Raw genomic sequence first — 22,719 nt, forward strand, 5'->3', positions numbered from 1 at the left:
ACGCAGGTCATGCCCACAGCCCGAACAATAAAAAAACCGGCCAACCAGGCCGACCGGGGAGCTGCCATGCGTCACGCGTCGAGCGACACGATTACCTGGAGCATGATGCTCCGCAAACTGCCGACGATCGCCAAAGCCATCCCGCGGGTGGTCAAGGGCATGAAAGTCGCCAACGTCACGGATCCGACCCAAACGTGTGGCCTCGGCTGGACCTTCGAGCAAGCAACGCTGCGCAATCCAGAGGGGCAGGCGATCTTGCAGGACAACGTCTTGCTGACCTATGCGCAGGTCAACCAGTGGGCCAATCGCATCGCCCACTATCTGAGCGCGCAGGGGATCGGCAAGGGCGATGTGGTCGCGGTGTTCATCGAAAACCGTCCCGAGCTGCTGGTGACCATTCTGGCGCTGGCCAAACTCGGCGCGGTCAGTGCGCTGCTCAATACTTCGCAGACCCGCGACACGCTGATCCACAGCGTGAACCTGGTGGCGCCGGTGGCGATTGTGCTTGGCGAGGAACTGCAGCCAGCGTTTTCTGCAATCCGCGAGCAAGTGTCGATCGCCGCGTCGCGCACCTGGTTCATCGCTGACCGTGACACCTATAGCCACCCGGGTATTGCGCCCGAGGGCTACATCAACCTGATCAGCGCCAGTGCCGACGCTTGCGCTGAAAACCCGCCCAGCAGCGGCGAAGTGTTCTTCAACGATCCGTGCTTTTACATCTACACGTCGGGTACCACCGGCCTGCCCAAGGCCGGGGTGTTCAAGCACGGCCGCTGGATGCGCAGCTCGGCCAGCTTCGGCATGATCGCCCTGAACATGAGCCCCGACGACGTCGTCTATTGCACCTTGCCGCTGTACCACGCCACCGGCCTATGCGTGTGCTGGGGCTCGGCGATCAACGGCGCCTCCGGGTTCGCGATCCGTCGCAAGTTCAGCGCCAGCCAGTTCTGGAATGACGTGCGCCGTTATCGCGCGACCACCATCGGCTATGTCGGCGAGCTGTGCCGTTATCTGGTCGATCAACCGGCCAGCGCCGACGACAGCCGTCACCCGGTGCGCAAGATGATCGGCAACGGCTTGCGTCCCGGCGCCTGGGCCGAATTCAAGACCCGGTTTGCTGTCGAGCACATCTGTGAGCTGTACGCGGCAAGCGACGGCAACATCGGCTTCAGCAACATTCTCAACTTCGACAACACCATCGGTTTTTCGCTGATGGCCTGGGAGCTGGTGGCGTACGACCACGACAGCGGTGAGCCGTTGCGCAGCGCCGATGGTTTCATGCGCAAGATCGGCAAGGGCGAGCAGGGCTTGCTGCTGGCGCGGATTGATGAAAAGGCACCGCTGGATGGCTATACCGACCCGCAGAAAACCGCCAGGGTGGTACTGCACGACGTGTTCAGCAAGGGCGACCGCTTCTTCAACACCGGCGATCTGCTGCGCAATATCGGCTTCGGTCATGCGCAGTTCGTCGATCGCCTCGGCGATACCTATCGCTGGAAGGGCGAGAATGTCTCGACCACTGAAGTGGAAAACCTCTTGCTGCAACATCCGCTTATCTCCGAGGCAGTCGCCTACGGCGTGGAGGTGCGCAACACCAATGGCCGCGCCGGTATGGCCGCAATCACGCCCGCCGAGTCGCTGGCGACCCTGGATTTCGCTGAATTGCTCGCGTTCGTTCGACAGCGCCTGCCGGCCTATGCGGTGCCGCTGTTCTTGCGGGTGAAGGTGAAAATGGAAACCACCGGAACGTTCAAATACCAGAAGACCCGGCTGAAAAACGAAGGCTTTGACCCCGGTCAGACGGGCGATGACCCGATCTACGCATGGCTGCCCGGCACCCAGACTTACGTGCAGGTGACGGACGAAATTCTGGCCGATATTCATCAAGGCAAATACCGCTATTAAGATTGGCTATGGCATGACTTGAGAAAAAGGGGGTGACAGCTATCGTCGCGCTCGGGAAACTGTCGGCTTTGCGAATAACCGAAAGTGGAGTTGCCCTATGTCTGACCAGAGCCGCCAGATGACCCCTGAAGAAGCTGCCGAATTCACCGAGCAGGTTTTCAACAAGGCGCGCGAGGGTGATGCGCTGATGCTTGATCGTCTGATCAGCGCCGGATTACCGGTGAACCTGAAAAACAGCAAGGGCGACACGCTGCTGATGCTCGCCAGCTACTATGGCCATGTTGACGCGGTGCAGGTGCTGCTCAAGCACAAGGCCGACCCGGAAATGCGTAACGGCAACGGCCAGAGCCCGATTGCCGGCGCCGCGTTCAAGGGCGATCTGGCGGTGGTCAAGGCGCTGGTGGAAGCGGGCGCCGAGATCGAAGGTTCGTCCTTCGACGGCCGCACCGCGTTGATGATGGCGGCGATGTTCAACCGTGTTGAAATCGTTGAATACCTGATCAGCAAGGGCGCCGACCCGCAAGCCAAGGATGCCAATGGCGTCACCGCGCTGGACGCGGCCCGCACCATGGGCGCAGTCGATACCACGGCGCAGCTGGAAAAACTGCTGGCCTGATAAGGTCAAAAGATCGCAGCCTGCGGCAGCTCCTACAATGATTGCGTTTGCCGCCCATTTGGCGAACAAACACTAAACCTGTAGGAGCTGCCGCAGGCTGCGATCTTTTGCTTTGTGCGCTATCCTCCGCGCCCTCAAATTCAACCTTCCACAGGATCCGCCCTCATGAAAGCCGCACTCGTTGAACTCATCAGCAAAATTAGCTCCGGCTGCATGGGCGAGGACGAGATCCTGAACGTGGCGGACGAAGCGGCGCAGGCCTACGCTGATGCCGACGCCTTTCTGGCAGCCAACCCGGACATCAACTACGACGACACCTTCCCGATCCCGCTGGGCGAGTGGGTGGTGGTCGGCAGCCTGCCGGAAACCGTGCTGTTCCAGGCTGATACCTACGCTGACCTGTTCGCGCAGATCGTCGCCTCGTTCGGCCCGGGCGTCGATTTCAACCTCAAGCCCAAACAACTGGCCAAGACCGAAGCGTTGACTGCGCTCAATCGCATCCAGGTGCAGATGAGCAGCCTGAACAAGGAAAACGGCGGTTACACGCTGATGAACTTCAGCCAGTTGCTCGACGACGAGTTGCAAGTGGTGCTGGTCTACGGCAACGACGTGCCACGGGTGCTGGAGCTGTGCGCCGAAGTCGGCATCGCTGCCGGGCCTTCGCTGGAAGCGCTGAAAGTCGCCGTTCACGTCTGAACGCAATAAAAGGGAACCCTGCGCGCGACCGTCTATCCTAAAAGTGCATGCCACTATTCTGGAGCGACACCATGGGTTCCACGTTCAACGGTCTGATTGGCCTGATCATTCTTGCCCTCGATATCTGGGCGATCATCAACGTACTGAAAAGCGGCGCCGAGACCGGGATGAAAATCCTCTGGGTTCTGCTGATCATCCTCCTGCCAGTACTGGGCCTGATCATCTGGGCGATCGCCGGGCCACGGGGCAATGTGCGGGTCTGACGCTTTCCCGAAAACACGCTGATCCCCTGTGGGAGCGGGCTTGCTCGCGAAGGCGATTGTTCAGTCGAAACACAGGTTGAATGACACTCCGCTTTCGCGAGCAAGCCCGCTCCCACATTGGTCTTGCGATACCTCCAGAGTGTGCTCTGTCGGAGGAAGGTTCGACCTGTCATCTTCGGCAACGTAGAATGCGCGCCTTTCCCGGGCAATCGTCCCCCACGATTGGCGCCCGCGCATTCATCGGAGCACTTGACCATGACCGTCACCAAAACCAGCGAGTACCTGGAAACCCTCTACGAAGGCTACGGCCAGCGTTTTCGCATGGAAAAACTGCTGCACGAAGTGCGCACCGAACACCAGCACCTGGTGATTTTCCAGAACCCGCGCATGGGCCGGGTGATGGCGCTGGACGGCGTAATCCAGACCACCGAAGCCGATGAATTCATCTACCACGAAATGCTCACCCACGTGCCGATCCTCGCCCACGGCACCGCCAAACGCGTGCTGATCATCGGCGGCGGCGACGGCGGCATGCTGCGCGAAGTGACCAAGCACGCCAGCGTCGAGCACATCACCATGGTCGAGATCGACGGCACCGTGGTCGACATGTGCAAGGAATTCCTGCCGAACCACTCCAAGGGCGCCTACGACGACCCACGGCTGAACCTGGTGATCGACGACGGCATGCGTTTCGTCGCCACCACCACGGAAAAATTCGACGTGATCATCTCCGACTCCACCGACCCGATCGGCCCGGGCGAAGTGCTGTTCTCGGAGAACTTCTATCAGGCGTGCCACCGTTGCCTGAACGAAGGCGGGATCCTCGTGACCCAGAACGGCACGCCGTTCATGCAGATCGACGAAGTCAAAACCACTGCCGGTCGCCTGCGCAGCCTGTTCCCGGACTGGCACTTCTATCAGGCGGCCGTGCCGACCTACATCGGCGGGTCGATGACCTTCGCCTGGGGCTCGACCAACCCTGCCTACCGCAAACTGAGCCGTGAAACCCTGCAACAGCGCTTCATCGGCAGCGGCATCGTCACCCGCTACTACAATCCGGAAATCCACATCGGCGCATTTGCGCTGCCGCAGTACGTGTTGCAGGCGATCAACAAGCCAAGCAACGACTAAAAGCCCTGCAAAACCCCTGTAGGAGCTGCCGCAGGCTGCGATCTTTTGATCTTGCTTTTTAAACAATCAAAGTCAAAAGATCGCAGCCTGCGGCAACTCCTACAGTGGATATATTTTTTTTCATGTTCGTCCGCTGCAATCCTTTTGAACGATCAATCTCGCCAAAAGTCGAGATGGTAGTAAGCCCATTTGCGGGTTTGATCGAGGAGGCACCGATGCAAAAGTGGAAAGTCACTTTCGTGGACGATCATGGTGAAATTGTCGATGAGGTGTTCGAGCGCGCGGAATGCCCCAGCGACGACGAGGCTGCACGCCTGATCAAGGAACGGCTCCTGCCGGTGGCCGCCGAACTGGATATGAACGATCTTGAAGGGCGCACCACCGACGCTGGCGTGAAAAGCCTGAAAACCCAGAACAGCATCGAAATCCGCAGTATCACGCCAATCTGAAATTCTTCCTGTCACTTGAAGCACCAGGCCTTGGCAGCAGCTCTATCTTGGGGCTACTCTGCAAGCGAGATCAGCGAAACAATCGCTAAGGTCTGGTCTTGTCAGCTACATGCTTGTTTCCCGCGTGCAACCACGTTGCCGAAGTACTTTGGCCTGTAAGGCCCGGGGCGGGAATACGGAAAGTCTATCCATCTATCCGAGGGGGACGATTCATGAGCACAGCCTATCAAGAAGACATCAGCAGCAATGTTCTGCGCCGCATGAAAGAAGGCGGTTTCGACTTTTCCCGGTTCCATCCCATCGAGTTCTACGCCATTTTCCCGGACGAGGAGCGGGCGCGCAGGGCGGCAGGCAAATTTCGTGGTGAATCCATCAATGCCCAGGTCAGTGCGCGCGACGATGGCGCCTGGTCGCTGGAACTGAGCAAAGTGATGTACGCAACCTATGACGACATTGGCGATTTCGAGCAGGGCTTCTCCGCCGTGGTCGAGCCGCTGGGCGGCATCATCGAGGGCTGGGGCGTCAAGCAGGAGGTGCGTAACCGCCATCGTCTGAACTGATCTCTGGTTTCAGGTATTGAGCAACGGCTGACCTTCGGGTTGGCCGTTGTCGTTTCTGGCCGCCGAATAGCCCGTGGCAAAACCCTGAAACAAGAATCCCGGGCAAAAAAAAGCCACCGGAGAGGGCGGCTAAAGGGAAGACCGATAAGGAGAGGAAACCGGTCAGGGTTACGGCCTGCGGGGACTGCGCGGGCAGTCCGGATCAGTGGAGCTGAAACCTTCACCGGGGAAGTTTTCAGCGAATGCGCCGATTATCCGCAGCTCGGTGCGAGCGGTGAAATCAACTCTGACTATGCTGGTGATAGGCGATGCAATGCGTCGCAATGAAGCGGGGGCAATCCGGTTGGGGCCATTGCCGCACAGGAATGGTGCGGTGCTTGCGGCGTGATTCTCCAACCGATTGAAATCAAAGCGTTTATGCCGATGGCACGGGCCTTGCGAAGGCCTGTAGGTCCGGGTGACAAGGAGTACGGCATGATCCGCACCTATTTTGATGAAATGTACGATGCCGGCGGCCAGGTCCGCCCGCATTACCGGGAGTTCGCCCGCTGGCTGGCCGACACGCCTGACGAGTTGCTGGCACAACGGCGACGCGAGGCCGATCTGCTTTTCCACCGGGCCGGGATCACGTTCACGCTCTATGGCGACGAGCAGGGTACCGAGCGCCTGATTCCGTTCGACACCATTCCGCGCAGCATTCCCGCCAGCGAGTGGCGGATCGTCGAGCGTGGCTGCATCCAGCGGGTCAAGGCGTTGAACATGTTCCTCGCCGACCTCTATCACGAGCAGCGCATCATCAAGGCCGGGATCATCCCCGCCGAACAGGTGCTGGCCAACGAGCAGTACCAGTTGGCGATGCAGGGCCTGGATCTGCACCGCGACATCTATTCGCACATCTCCGGCGTCGATCTGGTGCGCGATGGCGACGGTACTTATTACGTGCTCGAAGATAACCTGCGCACGCCGAGCGGCGTCAGCTACATGCTCGAAGACCGCAAAATGATGATGCGCCTGTTCCCGGAGCTGTTCGCCGCCCAGCGCATCGCGCCCATCGACCACTACCCGAATCTGTTGCTCGACACCCTGAAGAGCTCCAGCCCGATCGACGACCCGAGTGTGGTGGTGCTGACGCCGGGGCGCTTCAACAGTGCGTTCTTCGAACACGCTTTCCTGGCGCGAGAAATGGGCGTTGAACTGGTGGAGGGCGCCGACCTGTTCGTGCGTGACGACAAGGTGTACATGCGCACCACCGACGGGCCGAAAGCGGTGGACGTGATCTACCGCCGTCTCGACGACGCGTTCCTCGATCCGCTGGCATTCAACCCCGACTCGATGCTCGGTGTGCCGGGGCTGCTGTCGTCCTATCGTTCCGGCAACGTGGTGCTGGCCAATGCTATTGGCACCGGCGTGGCGGATGACAAATCGGTGTACCCGTTTGTCACCGAGATGATCCGTTTCTACCTCGATGAAGAACCGATCCTGAAGAACGTGCCGACCTGGCAGTGCCGCAACCCCTCGGAACTTTCCCACGTACTGGCCAATCTTCCGGATCTGGTGGTCAAGGAGACCCAGGGCTCCGGCGGTTACGGAATGCTGGTGGGGCCGGCGTCAACCACGGCGCAGATCGATGCGTTCCGTGAGCGGATCAAGGCCAAGCCCCACGCGTACATTGCGCAGCCGACATTGTCGCTGTCGACCTGTCCGACCTTTGTCGAAAACGGCATTGCGCCGCGTCATATCGACTTGCGTCCGTTTGTATTGTCTGGCCGCGAAACCCGGGTCGTGCCCGGCGGTTTGACCCGTGTCGCCCTGCGTGAAGGCTCCCTGGTGGTGAACTCCTCCCAGGGCGGCGGCACCAAGGACACCTGGGTGGTCGAGGATTGAAGGAAGCTTGCCATGTTAAGTAGAACTGCCTCGGATCTGTACTGGATGTCGCGTTACCTGGAGCGGGCGGAAAACCTCGCACGGATGCTCGATATCAGCTATTCGCTGTCGCTGATGCCGCAGGACGGTCGCGGCGACGGTTTGCACGAACTGGCGATGCCGCTGTTGATCACCGGCACCCTCGACGATTACCTGGAGCGTCACGGCGAACTGCATGCCGAACGCCTGCTGCACTTCTTCGCCCTGGACGCGGCCAACCCGGCGAGCATCTACAGCTGCCTCGGCGCAGCGCGAGCCAGTGCGCATGCGGTGCGCGGGCGTATCACCGCGGACATGTGGGAGAACATCAACGCTACCTGGCTGGAAATTCGCGGCATTGCCGAGCAGGGCCTCAGTCGTTACGGCATGAGCCGTTTCTGCGAGTGGATCAAGGAGCGCTCGCACCTGTTCCGTGGCGCGTCCTACGGCACGATCATGCGCAACGATGCGTTCCGCTTCATTCGTCTGGGGACGTTCATCGAGCGTGCGGACAACACGCTGCGCCTGCTCGATGCGCGCTATGAAATGGCCGGCGATCAGGCCGAGGCCGTCAGTGACGGTACGGCGCACGCCTATTACCAGTGGAGTGCACTGTTGCGAGCGCTGTCATCGTTCGAGGCCTACACCGAGATCTACCGCGACGCCCCCGGCGCCCGGCATGTCGCCGAGCTGCTGCTGTTGCGCGCCGATGTGCCGCGCTCACTGCGCGCCTGCACCGAGGAAATCGACCAGATCCTCGCCCAGTTGCCCGGCGCCAATGGCCGTCCGGCACAACGCCTTGCTGCCGAAATGGACGCGCGTCTGCGCTACACCGGTATCAACGAAATCCTCGCCGAAGGCCTGCACGCCTGGCTCACCGAATTCATCCCGCTGGTGCGCCAGTTGGGCAACGCGATTCACAGTTCATACCTGGAGGCTGCATGAGACTTTCCATAAGCCACGAGACCACCTATCACTATGAAGATCAGGTGCGGGCGAGCATCCAGTATCTGCGCCTGACCCCGCACGACAGCGAGCGTCAGCACGTGTTGAGCTGGCAGCTCGACCTGCCGCGTCCGGTGCGCGCCCAGCTCGATCCGTTCGGCAACATCCTGCATGTGCTGACCATGGACGAGCCGCACGAAGCGATCATTATCGGCGCCCGTGGCCAGGTCGATATCGACGAATTGCGCGAGGCTGAGCATGAGAGCCAGTCGGCGCTGCCGTTCCTGCGTTTCACCCGGCTGACCGAGGCCGACGAAGCGCTACGGGCGTTTGCCGACAAATCCTGCAAACAGCGGCGCGATCGCACTGCGCTGATCGACCTGATGCATGGTTTGAACCAGCACATCAGCTACACGCCGGGTTCGACTGAAGTCGACACCAGCGCCGCCGAAGCCTTTGCCGGGCGCGCCGGGGTTTGCCAGGATCACACCCATGCCTTTCTCGCCTGTGCACGCAGCCTGGGGATTCCGTCGCGTTATGTGTCGGGTTATCTGTACAGCGAGGACGCCGAGCACCTGGCCAGTCACGCCTGGGCCGAAGCGTGGCTGGATGACGCCTGGTACAGCTTTGATGTGACCAACCAATTGGCCCGCCCGGAGCGCCATCTGAAACTGGCGGTGGGCCTGGATTATCTGGATGCCTGCCCGGTGCGCGGCATGCGACGGGGCGGTGGTTGTGAGCAGATGCATGCGAAGGTGTTCGTGTCGCCGACGCCGGTTATCTCCGTGCAACAACAGTAATTTGCTTCACACAAAACCCTGTAGGAGCGAGCCTGCTCGCGAAAGCGGTTTATCAGTCAGCAATGTGGTGTCTGAAACTCCGCTTTCGCGAGCAGGCTCGCTCCCACATGGGGAGTTGCATCAGGGCTTAACCTTGCGCCCAGCCATGTGTTGCAAATAGCCGATCAACAACTGCAAATCCCTCTCCGGCAACACCTCTGCCGAAAACCCCGGCATCTTCGCCTGAGGCCACTGGCGCAAACTCTGCGGATCGCGAATGTAGCGCTTGAGAAAATCCGCGCCGAAATACTCGGTCGGGTTGTACGGAATATTCAGATCCGGCCCGAACTGCGCATCCCCCGCACCGTTCAACCGGTGGCAGGCCAGGCAGTTCTTCTGGAACAGCGCAAAACCCTGATTCACCGGGTCATCCGCTTTCAGCTTGGGATCCGGCAACAGCGCCGGGAAGCGCTCGGCCACCGGCGCCATGCGCTTGATGCTCGCCACTTGGAACGGCCATTGCTCAGGGCTGATGTTGCCGGCTTGCGGGTCAGTCCACACCAGATAGAACGGCCCGGCGCTGTGTTTACCCTCGGACAGCGGCGGCCACGGCTGCGTCGGGTCCTCGATCGCCAGCCAAGCCTGCGCGCCTTTGCTGTTGAGCAACGGCGCAGCGGCCAGTTCGGCGGCAAACCCGTCCAGCGCCACCGCTTGCAGGTGATCGGCCGGTTTGATCCCGGTGAGCAGCGCCGCCACGGGCACGGCGCGATAAGTCATGTCTTTCTTGTAGGACACATCGTTCTTGATGGTCAGAGTTTGTGCTTGCGGATGCTTGAGCAACTCTTCGGTCTGCCAGGTGCGACTGTTCGCGCCCAGCTCCAGCGTGAGCTGCGCCGCACACAAGGGCATGCTCAGCAGCAAGGCCCAGAACACAATGAGCGTTTTCAAATGATCGCCGTCCCTGTCGTGGAAGTGCGCAAAGGTTCGCACAGCCACGCTGGCCCGGGTAGCGGGCCAGTCACATTTTGTCTGGCGATAACGGACGCCTGCCGCTTGAGTCAGCCAATCACCTTGGTCAGATTGGGCAAAATCAACAGCAGCGTGGTGGCGAAAAGAATGAGTCCTGCTTGACGAACTTTCGGTTGTTTGAACATGGCTTGACCGCCTTTATTGTTATTTCCTGATGTCTGCCTGCATATCCATGACGGCAAACGCTGCACTTCCTGTTGAAGAACGTCGGCCCCGGCAAAACCCGACGACCCTGACGTACATTTACTACCTTAGAGCCCGCGTCACGCTTGGCTTAGATCCATTTCATATGTATTTGCTGCCGTTTGCGATAAAAACGGCATGAGGCTCATTGCCAGCTTCTTCGCCGCCCGCTTGCTAGACAACTCGCTGACCTGAACCGGTTCACCTGAGGATGGATGACCGTCCGTCTGAGCGTGCACGTCAACGTCATTGAGCGCTGTGGTCATTGAATCCATGCGCGCTCGGGACAACAGTGACACTACGAAATTCACTCACCGCACAGGTTCGAGGGCGTCATGACCCAAGCTTTGATTTTCGATGCGTTACGCACGCCCCGCGGCAAAGGCAAGGCCGATGGCGCGCTGCACAGTGTCAAACCGGTGAATCTGGTCGCCGGATTGCTGACCGCACTGCAAAGCCGTACCGCGCTGGACACCAGTCAGGTCGATGACGTGGTGCTCGGCTGCGTCACGCCGATTGGCGATCAGGGCTCGGACATTGCCAAGACTGCGGTGCAGGTGGCGGATTGGGACGTTAGCGTGGCCGGTGTGCAGATCAACCGCTTCTGCGCCTCGGGTCTGGAAGCGGTCAACCTCGGTGCGATGAAGGTGCGCTCGGGCTTCGAGGATCTGGTGGTGGTCGGTGGCGTCGAGTCGATGTCGCGGGTGCCGATGGGCAGCGACGGCGGCGCCTGGGCACTGGATCCGCAAACCAATCTGCACAGCCACTTCACCCCGCAGGGCGTTGGTGCGGACCTGATCGCCACCCTTGAAGGCTTCAGTCGTGAGGATGTCGATGCCTACGCGCTGCACTCGCAGCAAAAAGCCGCACGGGCGCGGGCCGACGGCTCGTTCAACAAGTCGCTGGTGCCGGTGCAGGATCAGAACGGCATCATCCTGCTCGATCACGACGAATTCATTCGCGCCGAGTCGACGATGGAAGGCCTCGGCAAACTCAAGCCAAGTTTCGAAATGATCGGCCAGATGGGGTTTGATGCCACCGCGCTGCGGGTCTACAGCCACGTCGAGCGGATCAACCACGTGCATACGCCGGGCAACAGCTCCGGGATCGTTGACGGTGCGGCGCTGATGTTGATCGGCTCCGAAGCCAAGGGTCGTGCGCTCGGCCTGCAACCACGGGCCCGGATCGTCGCCACGGCGGTCACCAGCACTGACCCGACCATCATGCTCACCGGCCCGGCACCGGCCACCCGCAAGGCCTTGGCCAAGGCGGGTTTGCGCGTGGAAGACATCGACCTGTTCGAGGTCAATGAGGCATTTGCCTCGGTGGTGCTCAAGTTCATCAAGGACATGGCGGTGGACCCGGACAAAGTCAACGTCAACGGCGGCTCGATCGCCATGGGCCACCCGCTGGGCGCGACCGGTTGCGCGATCCTCGGCACCTTGCTCGATGAACTGGAAACCCGGCGCCTGCGCTACGGCCTGGCGACGCTGTGCGTCGGCGGCGGCATGGGCATTGCCACCATCATCGAACGCCTCTGAGCCCCGAATTCAAGGAAACCTTGTTATGAGCGAAGCCATTCGTTACGAAAAAGGCCAGGACGCCATCGTCGTGTTGACCATCGACATGCCGGGCCAGAGCGCCAACACCATGAACGCCGTGTACCGCGATGCCATGGGCGCCTGCGTTGCGCGGCTGGTGGCGGAAAAAGACAGCATCGCCGGGGTGATCATCACCTCGGCGAAGAAAACCTTCTTTGCCGGCGGCGACCTCAATGAGCTGATCAAGGTCGGCAAACCCGAGGCCAAAGCGTTCTATGACATGGTGCTGAGCCTCAAGGGGCAGTTGCGCACCCTGGAAACCCTCGGCAAACCGGTGGTCGCGGCGATCAACGGCGCCGCGCTTGGCGGTGGCTGGGAAATCTGTCTGGCCTGCCATCACCGGGTGGCGCTGGACGATGCGATGGTGCAACTCGGTCTGCCTGAAGTGACGCTGGGCCTGCTGCCGGGCGGCGGCGGGGTGGTGCGCATGGTGCGTATGCTCGGCATCGAAAAAGCCTTGCCGTACTTGCTCGAAGGCAAAAAGGTGCGCCCGCAACAGGCATTGCAGGCCGGTCTGATCGATGAACTGGCGGCGGATCGTGACGAGTTGCTGGCCAAGGCGCGCGCCTGGATTGTCGCCAACCCGAGTGCGGTGCAGCGTTGGGACGTGAAGGGCTATCAGATCCCCGGCGGCACACCGTCGAATCCGAAAGTCGCGCAGATGCTGGCGATAGCGCCGTCGATCCTGCGCAGCAAGACTCAGGGCACGCTGCCGGCGCCAGAGAAGATTCTGTGTGCGGCGGTGGAGGGCGCACAGGTCGATTTCGACACTGCGCACCTGATCGAAACCCGCTATTTCACCGAACTGACCACCGGGCAGATCTCGAAAAACCTGATCGGCACCTTCTGGTTCCAGCTCAACGAGATCAATGCCGGTGGCTCGCGTCCGCAAGGGTTTGCGCCGTATGTCACGCGCAAGGTCGGTGTGCTCGGTGCGGGCATGATGGGCGCCGGGATCGCCTTCGTCAGTGCCTCGGCTGGCATCGATGTGGTGCTCAAGGACATCAACCTGGCGGCGGCCGAGAAGGGCAGGGCCCATTCGGCGGCGCTGCTGGACAAGAAAGTCGCCCGTGGCCAGATGACGGCCGAAAAGCGCGAAGCGGTGCTGGCGCGGATTCACATCACTGAAAATGATGCGGATCTGGCGGGTTGTGATCTGATCATCGAGGCGGTGTTCGAGGATCGCGAACTCAAGGCCAATGTCTCGTCGGCAGCGCAAAAGATTGTCGGTGCTGACGCGGTGATTGCCTCCAACACTTCGACCTTGCCGATCACCGGGCTGGCGACCGCAGTACCCGATCAGAGTAAGTTCATCGGTCTGCACTTCTTCAGCCCGGTGGACAAAATGCCGTTGGTGGAAATCATCAAGGGTGCGCAGACCAGTGCTGAAACCCTGGCGCGCGGTTTCGACTTCGTCCTGCAAATCAAGAAAACCCCGATCGTGGTCAATGACAGTCGCGGCTTCTTTACCTCGCGGGTGTTTGGCACCTTCACCAATGAAGGCATCGCCATGCTCGGCGAGGGCGTGAGCGCGCCGATGATCGAGACCGAAGCGCGCAAGGCTGGGATGCCGGTCGGGCCGCTGGCGATCTCCGACGAAGTTTCCCTCAGCCTGATGAGCCATATCCGTCAGCAAACGGCCAAAGACCTGCAAGCGGAAGGGAAACCGCTGATAGAACACCCGGCCTTCGCCGTGATTGACTTGCTGCTCAACGAATACAAGCGCCCGGGCAAAGCCGCTGGCGGTGGTTTCTACGATTACCCGGCGGGTGGTCAGAAACATCTGTGGCCGGAGTTGAAGACGCGCTTCGAGAAGGCCGACGGGCAGATTTCGCCGAAGGATGTGCGTGATCGTCTGCTGTTCGTGCAGGCCCTGGAAACCGTGCGCTGCGTGGAGGAGGGCGTGCTGACTTCGACGGCGGATGCCAACGTCGGCTCGATCTTCGGCATCGGCTTTGCACCGTGGACCGGCGGCGCGTTGCAGTTCATCAATCAATACGGGGTGCAGGACTTTGTCGCACGCGCGCAGTATCTGGCCGAGCAGTACGGCGAGCGCTTTGCGCCACCGGCGCTGCTGCTGGAGAAAGCCGCGAAAGGCGAGCTGTTTTAAGTGATCGGCTGAACGCTGCGGGGCTTGCCTTGCCGGGGTGTTTCAAGGCAGGCTCTGGAGTGTTCATTATTCCCATCACGTGTCAGGTATTTTTTATGTCGCTACGCATCTGCATTCTGGAAACCGACATCCTGCGTCCGGAATTGGTCGATCAATATCAGGGTTACGGGCAGATGTTTCAGCGCCTGTTCTCGCAGCAACCGATTGCCGCCGAGTTCACCGTGTACAACGTGATGCAGGGCGAATACCCCAGCGACGACCTGACCTTCGATGCGTACCTGATCACCGGCAGCAAGGCCGATTCGTTCGGCACCGACCCGTGGATCCAGACCCTCAAGCAATACCTGCTGACCCGCTACGAGCGTGGCGACAAGCTGCTCGGCGTGTGCTTCGGCCATCAATTGCTGGCGCTGCTGCTAGGTGGCAAGAGCGAGCGCGCCAGCCAAGGCTGGGGCGTCGGCACCCACAACTACAAACTGGCGGCCAAGGCGCCGTGGATGAGCCCGGTGCGAGAAGAGCTGACGCTGCTGATCAGCCACCAGGATCAGGTCACTGCGCTGCCGGAAAACGCCACGGTCATCGCTTCCAGCGATTTCTGCCCGTTTGCCGCGTACCACATCAACGATCAGGTGCTGTGCTTCCAGGGGCACCCGGAATTCATTCACGACTATTCGCGGGCGCTGCTGGATCTGCGCCAGGAAGCGCTGGGTTCGCAGATCTACTCGAAAGGCGTGGCCAGCCTCGAGCAGGAGCACCATGGCACCACCGTGGCGGAATGGATGATGCGGTTTGTGGCGCACAAGCCTGAGGCTGCTTGATAGCAGATCAAAAGATCGCAGCCTGCGGCAGTTCCTACATCGGGGTGGTTACACACTGTAGGAGCTGCCGCAGGCTGCGATCTTTTGCTTTTGCTTCCCTACAACCACCCCGACCTCTTGAAACTCGCCCACAAACTCACACACCCCACCGTAATAAACCCCAACACGGCGAAATAGCCGTAGTGCCAGCTCAGCTCCGGCATGTTCTGGAAGTTCATCCCGTAAATCCCCGCCACCGCCGTCGGGAACGCCAGAATCGCCGCCCACGCGGCAAACTTGCGTTGCACCACACTCTGCCGTGACGCCTCGAGCAGCACGCCGATTTCGATGGTCTGGCTGGCGATATCCGCCAGCGTAGTCAGGTCTTCCATCTGCCGCGTGACGTGAATCTGCACATCGCGGAAGTACGGGCGCATGTTCTTGTCGATGAACGGGAAGCTCAGCTTCTGCAGCTCCTCGCCAATCTCCACCATCGGCGCTGCATAGCGGCGCAGGCGCAACACGTCGCGGCGCAGGCCGTGGAGTTTCTGAATGTCATGTTCGTTCAACGCACTGCACAGCACGTTGCGCTCCAGTTCATCGATCTCGGCATGAATCGCTTCGCCCACCGGCTGGTAGTTTTCGATGACGAAATCCAGCAGCGCATACAGGACGAAATCTTCGCCGTGCTCCAGCAGCAGCGGCCGCGCCTCACAGCGTTGGCGGACATGCGCGTAGGACGCCGAGTGACCGTTGCGGGCGGTAATGATGTAGCCCTTGCCGGCGAAGATGTGCGTTTCGATGAACTGCAAGATCCCATGTTCGCGGATCGGCGAGTAGGTGACGATAAACAAGGCGTCACCAAAGGTTTCCAGCTTCGGCCGGCTGTGTTTTTCCAGGGCGTCTTCGATGGCCAGTTCGTGCAGGTTGAACTGGCGCTGCAGATTGGCCAGCTCCTGAGCGTCCGGCTCTTCCAGGCCGATCCAGACAAAATGTCCGGTTTTTGCGGCCCAGGCGGCACCTTCGTCAAGCGTGATATTGGTGACTTTCTTACCGGCGCTGTAAACCGCAGCAGCAACAACTCGACCCATGGTGGTGGTTCACTTCTTCTTGGCAGATGGCAGGGAATACAAGGCTTCAGCTTAGCTGTGTCGCTGCTTGAGAGTCAGTGAAATCTGTACAGTTCACCCGGCAAAAGAAAACCCGCACGAGGCGGGTTGGTTTTTCACGCAGCTTGCAGCTGCTGATCCATCGCGGCGATGCATTCGCGCATCTGCTCGCGGCACTGAGACATGAGCATGGGCATGTCATCCATGGTCAACCCGGCTGTAGGAATCGCCGGCAGCGAGCGTATGAGAATTTTCCCGCTGCGCCAGCGGTTCAGGCGCATGTGCTTGATGTAGCTGCTGACGCACACCGGCACGATCGGCACACCGGCGGCGATCGCCATCTGGAACGCGCCTTTCTTGAACGGCAGCAGTTCTTCACCGAGGTTGCGCGTGCCTTCCGGGAATACCCAGATCGACGTGTCTTCGTGCTGCAAGGTGTGGGTGGTGGTGAGCATCGACTTGCGCGCCTTGTGCGCGTTCCCACGATCGATCAACACATTGCCCGCGAGCCAGAACAGTTGCCCGAACAGCGGCACCCATTTCAGGCTTTTCTTGCCGATGCACACGGTCCGCCGGGGCACCACGTTGCCGAACACGAACAGGTCGTAGTTGGACTGATGGTTGGCGACAATCACGCAACTGTCTGGCTTGTTCATCAACGGGCCGACGTCGGCTTTTACCCGCAAGCGCAGAATGCACATGGCCGGAAGCGCGTAGAGGCGGGCGCACAGTCGGCTGTTGTCCGGATTGAACGGCCGGCACATCCCGAGGATCACCCCCAACACGCCGGCCAGAACAAAGTGCAGGCCCATCAATAACATACGAAACACAAACAGCATTTTCAGGCCCCACCGGGACAAAAGGTGGCGCAGTGTACGAATGTGCACTGTTTTCGGCAATTGCTGCTATAGAGTCCGGAGATAGGCGATGTTTAAGCGCATGTTTCCAAGTTGATCGTCAGACGTGTCCTAGAGCTGTCGGCGGATGATCAACCGAACGCGCAAGAAAAAGCCCGACACGACGGTCGGGCTTTTCTTCGGCTCGGGAAGCGTGGGCTTAGCCCAGATGTTCCTGATCCTGGATGATCGCGTTGTCGAGGGCTTCGAGCAGCGCCTTGCGCACTTTGAGCTTGGTGTTCTTGTGCGCGTTCATGTTGATCTTCTTCAACTGACGCGCCGCTGCCAGGGCTGCGCCTTGCAGCTCTTCGACAGCCACCACCTTGTCGAGGAAGCCGGCATCCACCGCGCTTTTCGGATCAAACATCTCGCCGTTGATCACCGAACGGTGGAACGCCGAACGACGCAGACGATCACGCGCCAGCTCGATGCCGGCGTGGTGCATGGTCATGCCGATTTGCACTTCGTTCAGACCGATGCTGAACGGGCCGTCAACACCGATGCGGTAGTCGGCGGACAGCAGCAGGAATGCACCTTTGGCCACGGCGTGGCCTGGGCAGGCAACGATCACCGGAAACGGGTGGGACAGCAGGCGACGGGCGAGTGTCGAACCCGCAGTCACCAGCGCCACGGCTTCTTTCGGGCCGGCGGTCATCACCTTCAAGTCATAGCCGCCCGACAGAATCCCCGGCTGACCGGTAATGATCACGATGGCACGATCAGTCTTCGCCTGATCCAGCGCCGCGTTGAACGCCGCAATCACGTCCGGGGAAATGGCATTGACCTTGCCGTTGTTCAGGGTCAGGGTCGCGATACCGTCTTCGAGGTGGTAGGCAATCAACTCACTCATGACGCTATTCCTTGTAAGAAAGATGGGCAGACGTTACCCACCACCGTAGGCCAGGTAAAGCGCTGTGACTGACTCGCCGGTCACCGTTTCCGGCCGCGCCCGGCGTAGCACGCCGTTCTGCTTCTATATAGAAGGGCGGCCGTCACCAGAGATTGGCCGGTTTGCCATCGCCCAAGGTGGGGCGAAACGCCTTTTTGTCTTAACCGCATGAAAATTCTGAAAAAAAGTTTGCCATCAGAAAAGCTTTCGACTACATTAGCGCGCCTCGACAGACAGAACATGTTTGAAGAGATACGGTGAAGTGTCCGAGTGGCTTAAGGAGCACGCCTGGAAAGTGTGTATACAGGAAACTGTATCGAGAGTTCGAATCTCTCCTTCACCGCCAAATTTGAAACGACTAAACCCCTGAAAACGTTAAAGTTTTCAGGGGTTTTGTGTTTTTAGGGGGGCAAAAAAGGCCCACATGGGAACATCCATGGGAATATGGGCTGCTGGGTTGCCCGCTTCCGAAGCCCTGTTTACGGAGCGTCGTCTCCACCTGGAGGCTGAATGCCCAAGGCGTGCTGCAGCATACCGATGACGTCCGGGCCGTCCTCGTTGATCCACATGCCGTAGTGCTGTCGGATCATGTTCGCGCTGGTGTGGCCCATCTACTCCCGAACGCCATTAGCTTTCAAGTGTGCTTTGAAAAGCCTATCTCCCACGACAAATTTGCTGACGTATGGCTGGCCGCTCTTGGTGTTCAGAAATACGGAGTGCAGCTTGTGCTTGCAGACTGTCTCTCTGTTTAGGTCGACTATATCTATTGTTTCCACGAGCTTACGCCTGCTCAATTCGTCAAACTTCCGCAGGCATCTCGCATGTGTATTAGGTACTGTAGGTGTAAGTTATGGCTGCAAAGCGTTTATCGAACCCGATTGTTCCAAACTGACTTCGCATTATCCATCATCTCCATCAAGGACTTTGCGAAGTTTGCGGGGTCCATTTCTCCGAGTTTATAAGATTCAATCATTCCTTGGTGCGGATACTCTAGAATTATCTGATTATTAATCGCTTTAATTTTGGTGTCTTGGTTTTGGAATATGTTTGTATCTTTTAGGTATTCTTTTATTTTTAGAATTAATGTTTCATGTGGGGTGCTGTTGGTTTTATTGTTTTTGGTGTTCGTGCTTTCTGAACTAGCATGTGTTTTTTTGTCGGGTGAGCCGTAGTTATTTTGGGGGGTAAAGCGGAGTGTTGTGTCGATGTACTCCTTATATTTTTCGTTTGCGCTAGTTAGCTGTGTGATATCACTGCGCTGAAGCGCACTCATGGTCTCGAGCTCAAGTATTCTTGCTGTTAAGTCTTTTTCGCGGGGTATAACTGTTTTCGATTCTTCTGTCAGCTGAAGGACGGATGATTTCAAAAATTCTATTTCGCTATCTTTTCTTTTTGTTTGCTCTTCAAAGTCGATTTGTATTTGGACAGCGGCTTTTCTGATCTTTCTTGCTTCATCTCGGGTGATTGGTGTTTCATCGTCAATCTTTTGTTGGATTTCTTTTAGTTTTTTTCTATTGTTTCGGGATATTTCGTAAATTTTAGCTGCTGGATAGGGGTAAACTAAAATTATCGCAAGGGTCGCTATAAGAGGGAAAAATACCCCTTTCAGCATGTAGTCCTGAACTGAGGAGAAAAGATTGAACTCTATATAAGTTATCTTTTCTGGTGCTGAAAGAGATGAGAATAGTATTAATATTAGTTTGTAGTTTATCAAGCACCATGAGATAAGAAATGATCCTAAGAGTGGGCTGGTTACACGCTCATATAGTTGGGCTTTTATAGTGGTTGTTATATCGTCTAGCATATGTATTGGTTCTTTTTGGCTGTAGAAAATAGTGGCTTGCGGCCATCATAGATTTCTTCACTCCTTCTCACAAGTACAAAACTAACTTTGTGATTTCAGATCTGATCTTCAACGTCAAATTAAATTACTAGCCCCCTGGATACGTTAAAGTTTTCGTGGGGGCACCATTCGGTTATATGCGGACATCCTTTGGAACACCGGCGGCTGAATGACCTGTGCTTTAACCTCGGTTTACAGGGATTCCTCACCATTTGGTGGCTGTATGCCCATGGCATGTTGCAGCATACCGATGACATCCGGGCCGTCCTCGTTGATCCACGTGCCGTAGTGCTGTCGGATCATGTTCGCGCTGGTGTGCCCCATCTGCTCCGCGATCCAGTCGACCGAGGCAACCCCGGTGGTCAGCAACTGGCTGGCGTAGGTGTGGCGGCACTGGCCAGGACCGCGATAGCGAACGCCGGCCGCTTTCAAGTGCGCTTTGAAGAATCTGTCCCTCACGACGAAGTCGCTGACGTGCGGCAGGCCGCTCTTGGTATTGAGGAATACAAAGTGCAGCTTATGCTTGCGGACTGTCTTGTTGTCCCGCTCGACGACTTCGACCGTATCCACGGTCTTGAGCTGGTTGATCGCGTTCAACTTGCGAAGGGCATCCCACGCGGGTTCCAGCAGACGCACCTTGCGCGTAGAGCGCCGAGTCTTCGTCACGCGATAGGCCCCCCGCACCTTTGATCTGCGGAAAGTCACCGTTCCTTGTTTCAGATCGACGTCCTCCCACGCCAGCGCGATGGTCTCCGACACCCGTGGGCCTGCCCAAATCATGAACTGAACCATCAGCAGTTCCTGGGTGCGGTTGGTGCGTGTTTCGAGAATCTGCTCTATCTCCGCACTGGTGAATGGATCCGGTGCTTCTGGATCGGGCAGACGCACGAATAACCCTCAGTCGGATCGTGCGCGACCTTCTGCCGTGTGCGGTAGAGTCTGAACACCTGGCGCACATTGCTGATGATGTCGCGGATGGTCTTTTCTTCGGGCGCTTCGACAGCGGCCCCTGAATCCAGTCTTGCAGGTCCAGGTGGTAAATCTGATCGATTTGAATGTTATCCCAACGCGGCCGCCCGTGGACCTTTGCCTTGTTTTTGTACCCGAAAGAAGTCGCGGCCACGCTGTTGTTTTAGATGGTCAGCCCAACTCCTAGTTAGTGCCCCGAAACTGTTCACAGCGAGCTTGGTCGACTCGGGAAAATGCCGGCGGTGCTGCCGGACGAGTTCCAGTTGTTATTCCCAATCTGCTTAGCAATCAAGTCAATCGAAGCACCGCACTTGGGTATGCAATTGGCTGGTATAGGTATGCGGGCACTGACCATGCAACCAAGTTCGCGAAAGGATGAAGAGGATTTTTAGCCAGCCAGTCTTTTTCATTTACGTAAGGTAGATCTGGCACCAGAGAGGACCATGATTCGCAGGAGAGCACCAGCTCGTTTGAACACACTAAATATGTTGTTTGAGTTATGAATTTCTAGAGCATGAATGAGGCGACGAACGGTTTGTTTTCTACGGAGCTGAATCGTAATACCTGTCAAGTTTTACAGTATACAAATTTCTCCGTGCAGCGCCTTATCTGCGGGGACGGCGTAATTAAGCTTTTATATCACTTGTAAGGAGATCGATATGTCAGAGAGAAATGTCAAGGGGGTTGTTAAATCATTTTCGGAGATTGGCATCGTTTGGGGAAGTCCAGCGCAAAATTTGCCATTATCAGTCCGTATGATGGGAGTAAGGATGTTGCCATCGCTATAGGAGAAAATTTTGATAGGAATACCGGAAAGCAATACCTTTCCGTTGGAGACAAAGTTCGTTATCTCGTAATGGATGGTCCATCGGGAAGAGAGCTTACAGGGATGCTAAAGAAAATATAATCTGTGCAGTTGAGTTCACGATTGCTATAAAAACTGACTGCGTGAGGTTGCAAATAAACGAACTGTACGATGAATGAGTTGAGTGTTCGCTACCTCTAATCTCAAGTATTGCCCAAGTGCTGAGCCGCCTATGAGGCGGCTTTTTACTAGCTAAATTTTAATGTGTAATATTTTAAAATTCCTACTTAGAAAAGTGACATCTCGCCCTATGAGTTGCACATTGTAGGACTTGTGCTGACACCAGGATTGGTGTGACCGAGCTGACTGAGGGACGCGGAGGGCGATAGAACGAGTTGGGGACTGGCGTGCTACAAAGGGGCGAGTCGGGCTTTTGCACTTGCACGCTCCGCCTTCGTCCTGCCTTTAGAATAATTCGACGTACAGGTTACACAGGAAGGGTTCGGTCTGATTTCCCATAGCGCATTACAATCGCCGTTTTATCAGTAGAAAAAAGGACTGTTCCCATGATCATCTCCACCACCCACGCCATCGAAGGCCGACAGATCACCGCGTACCTGGACATTGTCAGCGCGGAGTCGGTGCAGGGCGTCAACGTGATCCGTGACATGTTTGCCGGCATGCGCGATTTTTTCGGTGGGCGCTCGCAGACGCTGGAGCGTGCGTTGAAAGAGGCGCGGGTTCAGGCGACGGACGAGATCAAGGAACGGGCGCGGGCGTTGCAGGCGGATGCGGTGGTCGGGCTGGATTTCGAGATCAGCATGCCGGCGGGCAAGGGTGGCATGGTAGTGGTGTTCGCGACGGGTACGGCGGTCAAGTTGCGTTGATGCAGTCGCGGTGTTCAAGCGAGCCCATTCAGATGATGAATGGGCTTTTTGCTTTTCTGCTTTCGATCAGCCCTGTGGCTTGAGGATGACAAGCCCGTGGGCGCCATAGGTCAGGGGCGTATCGATTGCGACCATCGGCGGGGTGCCGGTGGAGGGCGTCGGATCGGCCGGCTGACTCGGGTGGTAGATAACGCCAGGGGTCAGAACCGGTTTGTCCGGGTAGGTGATGGTGATGTCGCCTGAAGCGAGCTTTTCCTTGAATTTCTCACCGGCGGCTTTGCCGGCAGCGATTTGTTCGTCCGTGAGTTTTACGACCGGCATTTCCGGGAATCCGTTGATTTTCATGTTCTCTCCT

The 22,719-nt window shown here is 58.1% G+C and carries 21 protein-coding genes, 1 tRNA gene and 1 pseudogene; 15 read left to right on the forward strand and 8 right to left on the reverse strand.

Annotated features, from left to right (window positions below; genetic code table 11):
• Positions 1 to 66: 66 nt before the first annotated feature.
• From HDC30_RS08060 to HDC30_RS08105, 10 genes are all read left to right on the forward strand, one after another.
• Positions 67 to 1,905, forward strand: a complete 1,839-nt coding sequence (locus HDC30_RS08060) for a long-chain-acyl-CoA synthetase (protein ID WP_183782112.1) — start codon at positions 67 to 69, stop codon at positions 1,903 to 1,905.
• A 97-nt stretch (positions 1,906 to 2,002) separates the two neighbouring features.
• Positions 2,003 to 2,521, forward strand: coding sequence for an ankyrin repeat domain-containing protein (locus tag HDC30_RS08065; RefSeq protein ID WP_183782115.1), 519 nt, complete (start codon positions 2,003 to 2,005; stop codon positions 2,519 to 2,521).
• Between the two features lie 165 nt (positions 2,522 to 2,686).
• On the forward strand, positions 2,687 to 3,217 hold the full coding sequence (locus HDC30_RS08070; RefSeq protein WP_183782118.1) for a hypothetical protein: 531 nt from the start codon (positions 2,687 to 2,689) through the stop codon (positions 3,215 to 3,217).
• 71 nt (positions 3,218 to 3,288) lie between these two features.
• Positions 3,289 to 3,480 (forward strand): PLDc N-terminal domain-containing protein, encoded by a 192-nt coding sequence (locus HDC30_RS08075; protein ID WP_007960694.1) that lies wholly within the window; start codon positions 3,289 to 3,291, stop codon positions 3,478 to 3,480.
• A gap of 255 nt (positions 3,481 to 3,735) precedes the next feature.
• Complete coding sequence (speE, locus tag HDC30_RS08080) at positions 3,736 to 4,611, forward strand: polyamine aminopropyltransferase (protein WP_041068886.1); 876 nt, start codon at positions 3,736 to 3,738, stop codon at positions 4,609 to 4,611.
• Positions 4,612 to 4,826: 215 nt separating this feature from the next.
• Positions 4,827 to 5,060 carry a hypothetical protein gene (locus HDC30_RS08085; RefSeq protein WP_027613323.1) on the forward strand — a complete coding sequence of 78 codons (234 nt, stop codon included), beginning with the start codon at positions 4,827 to 4,829 and terminating at the stop codon, positions 5,058 to 5,060.
• A gap of 212 nt (positions 5,061 to 5,272) precedes the next feature.
• Positions 5,273 to 5,620, forward strand: a complete 348-nt coding sequence (locus HDC30_RS08090; RefSeq protein ID WP_007960698.1) for a ribonuclease E inhibitor RraB — start codon at positions 5,273 to 5,275, stop codon at positions 5,618 to 5,620.
• Between the two features lie 474 nt (positions 5,621 to 6,094).
• On the forward strand, positions 6,095 to 7,504 hold the full coding sequence (locus HDC30_RS08095) for a circularly permuted type 2 ATP-grasp protein (protein WP_027613322.1): 1,410 nt from the start codon (positions 6,095 to 6,097) through the stop codon (positions 7,502 to 7,504).
• A gap of 12 nt (positions 7,505 to 7,516) precedes the next feature.
• Positions 7,517 to 8,467 (forward strand): alpha-E domain-containing protein, encoded by a 951-nt coding sequence (locus HDC30_RS08100; protein ID WP_027613321.1) that lies wholly within the window; start codon positions 7,517 to 7,519, stop codon positions 8,465 to 8,467.
• A complete protein-coding gene (locus HDC30_RS08105) occupies positions 8,464 to 9,267 on the forward strand; it encodes a transglutaminase family protein (RefSeq protein ID WP_027613320.1) in 804 nt (267 codons plus the stop codon). Before HDC30_RS08100 ends, HDC30_RS08105 begins: the two co-directional genes overlap by 4 nt.
• A 120-nt stretch (positions 9,268 to 9,387) precedes the next feature.
• Here the strand turns inward: HDC30_RS08105 and HDC30_RS08110 are convergent, their stop codons facing one another.
• Both HDC30_RS08110 and HDC30_RS08115 read right to left on the reverse strand, forming a co-directional pair.
• A complete protein-coding gene (locus HDC30_RS08110; RefSeq protein ID WP_183782154.1) occupies positions 9,388 to 10,155 on the reverse strand; it encodes a cytochrome c in 768 nt (255 codons plus the stop codon).
• A gap of 383 nt (positions 10,156 to 10,538) precedes the next feature.
• Positions 10,539 to 10,733 carry a hypothetical protein gene (locus HDC30_RS08115; RefSeq protein ID WP_096797007.1) on the reverse strand — a complete coding sequence of 65 codons (195 nt, stop codon included), beginning with the start codon at positions 10,731 to 10,733 and terminating at the stop codon, positions 10,539 to 10,541.
• Positions 10,734 to 10,793: 60 nt separating this feature from the next.
• Between HDC30_RS08115 and HDC30_RS08120 the strand changes: the two genes are divergently transcribed.
• The 3 genes from HDC30_RS08120 (at position 10,794) to HDC30_RS08130 (ending at position 14,987) form a co-directional block, all read left to right on the forward strand.
• Positions 10,794 to 11,999 carry an acetyl-CoA C-acetyltransferase gene (locus HDC30_RS08120; protein ID WP_027613317.1) on the forward strand — a complete coding sequence of 402 codons (1,206 nt, stop codon included), beginning with the start codon at positions 10,794 to 10,796 and terminating at the stop codon, positions 11,997 to 11,999.
• A gap of 25 nt (positions 12,000 to 12,024) precedes the next feature.
• Positions 12,025 to 14,169, forward strand: a complete 2,145-nt coding sequence (locus HDC30_RS08125) for a 3-hydroxyacyl-CoA dehydrogenase NAD-binding domain-containing protein (protein WP_096797006.1) — start codon at positions 12,025 to 12,027, stop codon at positions 14,167 to 14,169.
• Positions 14,170 to 14,264: 95 nt separating this feature from the next.
• Entirely contained in the window at positions 14,265 to 14,987 is a 723-nt protein-coding gene (locus HDC30_RS08130; RefSeq protein WP_095139972.1) for an amidotransferase, read from the forward strand.
• A gap of 98 nt (positions 14,988 to 15,085) precedes the next feature.
• Here HDC30_RS08130 and HDC30_RS08135 read toward each other — a convergent pair whose 3' ends face one another.
• The 3 genes from HDC30_RS08135 to HDC30_RS08145 all read right to left on the reverse strand — a co-directional run bounded on the left by HDC30_RS08135 (position 15,086) and on the right by HDC30_RS08145 (position 17,821).
• Complete coding sequence (locus HDC30_RS08135; RefSeq protein WP_027613314.1) at positions 15,086 to 16,057, reverse strand: magnesium and cobalt transport protein CorA; 972 nt, start codon at positions 16,055 to 16,057, stop codon at positions 15,086 to 15,088.
• A gap of 134 nt (positions 16,058 to 16,191) precedes the next feature.
• Entirely contained in the window at positions 16,192 to 16,914 is a 723-nt protein-coding gene (locus HDC30_RS08140) for a 1-acylglycerol-3-phosphate O-acyltransferase (protein WP_096797005.1), read from the reverse strand.
• 217 nt (positions 16,915 to 17,131) lie between these two features.
• Positions 17,132 to 17,821, reverse strand: a complete 690-nt coding sequence (locus HDC30_RS08145) for a crotonase/enoyl-CoA hydratase family protein (protein WP_096797004.1) — start codon at positions 17,819 to 17,821, stop codon at positions 17,132 to 17,134.
• Positions 17,822 to 18,116: 295 nt separating this feature from the next.
• Between HDC30_RS08145 and HDC30_RS08150 the strand changes: the two genes are divergently transcribed.
• Positions 18,117 to 18,206 (forward strand) — tRNA-Ser (locus HDC30_RS08150).
• 519 nt (positions 18,207 to 18,725) lie between these two features.
• Here HDC30_RS08150 and HDC30_RS08155 read toward each other — a convergent pair.
• Together HDC30_RS08155 and HDC30_RS08160 are read right to left on the reverse strand one after the other, a co-directional pair.
• Positions 18,726 to 19,664 (reverse strand): hypothetical protein, encoded by a 939-nt coding sequence (locus HDC30_RS08155; protein ID WP_183782121.1) that lies wholly within the window; start codon positions 19,662 to 19,664, stop codon positions 18,726 to 18,728.
• Between the two features lie 231 nt (positions 19,665 to 19,895).
• Positions 19,896 to 20,917 (reverse strand): annotated as a pseudogene (locus tag HDC30_RS08160) (tyrosine-type recombinase/integrase); the annotation flags it as partial.
• A gap of 1,126 nt (positions 20,918 to 22,043) precedes the next feature.
• On the opposite strand from HDC30_RS08160, the gene HDC30_RS08165 reads away from it, so the two are divergent.
• The gene (locus HDC30_RS08165) at positions 22,044 to 22,364 is read left to right on the forward strand and encodes a YbjQ family protein (protein ID WP_027613311.1); all 321 of its coding nucleotides are present in this window, start codon (positions 22,044 to 22,046) and stop codon (positions 22,362 to 22,364) included.
• Positions 22,365 to 22,430: 66 nt separating this feature from the next.
• On the opposite strand, the gene HDC30_RS08170 is transcribed toward HDC30_RS08165, so the two are convergent.
• A complete protein-coding gene (locus HDC30_RS08170) occupies positions 22,431 to 22,709 on the reverse strand; it encodes a hypothetical protein (protein WP_103368910.1) in 279 nt (92 codons plus the stop codon).
• Positions 22,710 to 22,719: the final 10 nt, after the last annotated feature.

The organism is Pseudomonas sp. JAI115, assembly GCF_014200835.1.
GTDB lineage: Bacteria > Pseudomonadota > Gammaproteobacteria > Pseudomonadales > Pseudomonadaceae > Aquipseudomonas > Aquipseudomonas putida_A.

What these genes read in the sequence shown, in the direction of transcription:
- HDC30_RS08140 (WP_096797005.1), bottom strand. Translation starts at nt 16,914, where the DNA reads ATGCTGTTTGTGTTTCGTATGTTATTGATGGGCCTGCACTTTGTTCTG.
- HDC30_RS08095 (WP_027613322.1), top strand. Translation starts at nt 6,095, where the DNA reads ATGATCCGCACCTATTTTGATGAAATGTACGATGCCGGCGGCCAGGTC.
- HDC30_RS08135 (WP_027613314.1), bottom strand. Translation starts at nt 16,057, where the DNA reads ATGGGTCGAGTTGTTGCTGCTGCGGTTTACAGCGCCGGTAAGAAAGTC.
- speE (WP_041068886.1), top strand. Translation starts at nt 3,736, where the DNA reads ATGACCGTCACCAAAACCAGCGAGTACCTGGAAACCCTCTACGAAGGC.
- HDC30_RS08165 (WP_027613311.1), top strand. Translation starts at nt 22,044, where the DNA reads ATGATCATCTCCACCACCCACGCCATCGAAGGCCGACAGATCACCGCG.
- HDC30_RS08115 (WP_096797007.1), bottom strand. Translation starts at nt 10,733, where the DNA reads ATGGATTCAATGACCACAGCGCTCAATGACGTTGACGTGCACGCTCAG.
- HDC30_RS08060 (WP_183782112.1), top strand. Translation starts at nt 67, where the DNA reads ATGCGTCACGCGTCGAGCGACACGATTACCTGGAGCATGATGCTCCGC.
- HDC30_RS08125 (WP_096797006.1), top strand. Translation starts at nt 12,025, where the DNA reads ATGAGCGAAGCCATTCGTTACGAAAAAGGCCAGGACGCCATCGTCGTG.
- HDC30_RS08130 (WP_095139972.1), top strand. Translation starts at nt 14,265, where the DNA reads ATGTCGCTACGCATCTGCATTCTGGAAACCGACATCCTGCGTCCGGAA.
- HDC30_RS08105 (WP_027613320.1), top strand. Translation starts at nt 8,464, where the DNA reads ATGAGACTTTCCATAAGCCACGAGACCACCTATCACTATGAAGATCAG.
- HDC30_RS08170 (WP_103368910.1), bottom strand. Translation starts at nt 22,709, where the DNA reads ATGAAAATCAACGGATTCCCGGAAATGCCGGTCGTAAAACTCACGGAC.
- HDC30_RS08100 (WP_027613321.1), top strand. Translation starts at nt 7,517, where the DNA reads ATGTTAAGTAGAACTGCCTCGGATCTGTACTGGATGTCGCGTTACCTG.
- HDC30_RS08075 (WP_007960694.1), top strand. Translation starts at nt 3,289, where the DNA reads ATGGGTTCCACGTTCAACGGTCTGATTGGCCTGATCATTCTTGCCCTC.
- HDC30_RS08155 (WP_183782121.1), bottom strand. Translation starts at nt 19,664, where the DNA reads ATGCTAGACGATATAACAACCACTATAAAAGCCCAACTATATGAGCGT.
- HDC30_RS08065 (WP_183782115.1), top strand. Translation starts at nt 2,003, where the DNA reads ATGTCTGACCAGAGCCGCCAGATGACCCCTGAAGAAGCTGCCGAATTC.
- HDC30_RS08085 (WP_027613323.1), top strand. Translation starts at nt 4,827, where the DNA reads ATGCAAAAGTGGAAAGTCACTTTCGTGGACGATCATGGTGAAATTGTC.
- HDC30_RS08145 (WP_096797004.1), bottom strand. Translation starts at nt 17,821, where the DNA reads ATGAGTGAGTTGATTGCCTACCACCTCGAAGACGGTATCGCGACCCTG.
- HDC30_RS08110 (WP_183782154.1), bottom strand. Translation starts at nt 10,155, where the DNA reads ATGCCCTTGTGTGCGGCGCAGCTCACGCTGGAGCTGGGCGCGAACAGT.
- HDC30_RS08090 (WP_007960698.1), top strand. Translation starts at nt 5,273, where the DNA reads ATGAGCACAGCCTATCAAGAAGACATCAGCAGCAATGTTCTGCGCCGC.
- HDC30_RS08070 (WP_183782118.1), top strand. Translation starts at nt 2,687, where the DNA reads ATGAAAGCCGCACTCGTTGAACTCATCAGCAAAATTAGCTCCGGCTGC.
- HDC30_RS08120 (WP_027613317.1), top strand. Translation starts at nt 10,794, where the DNA reads ATGACCCAAGCTTTGATTTTCGATGCGTTACGCACGCCCCGCGGCAAA.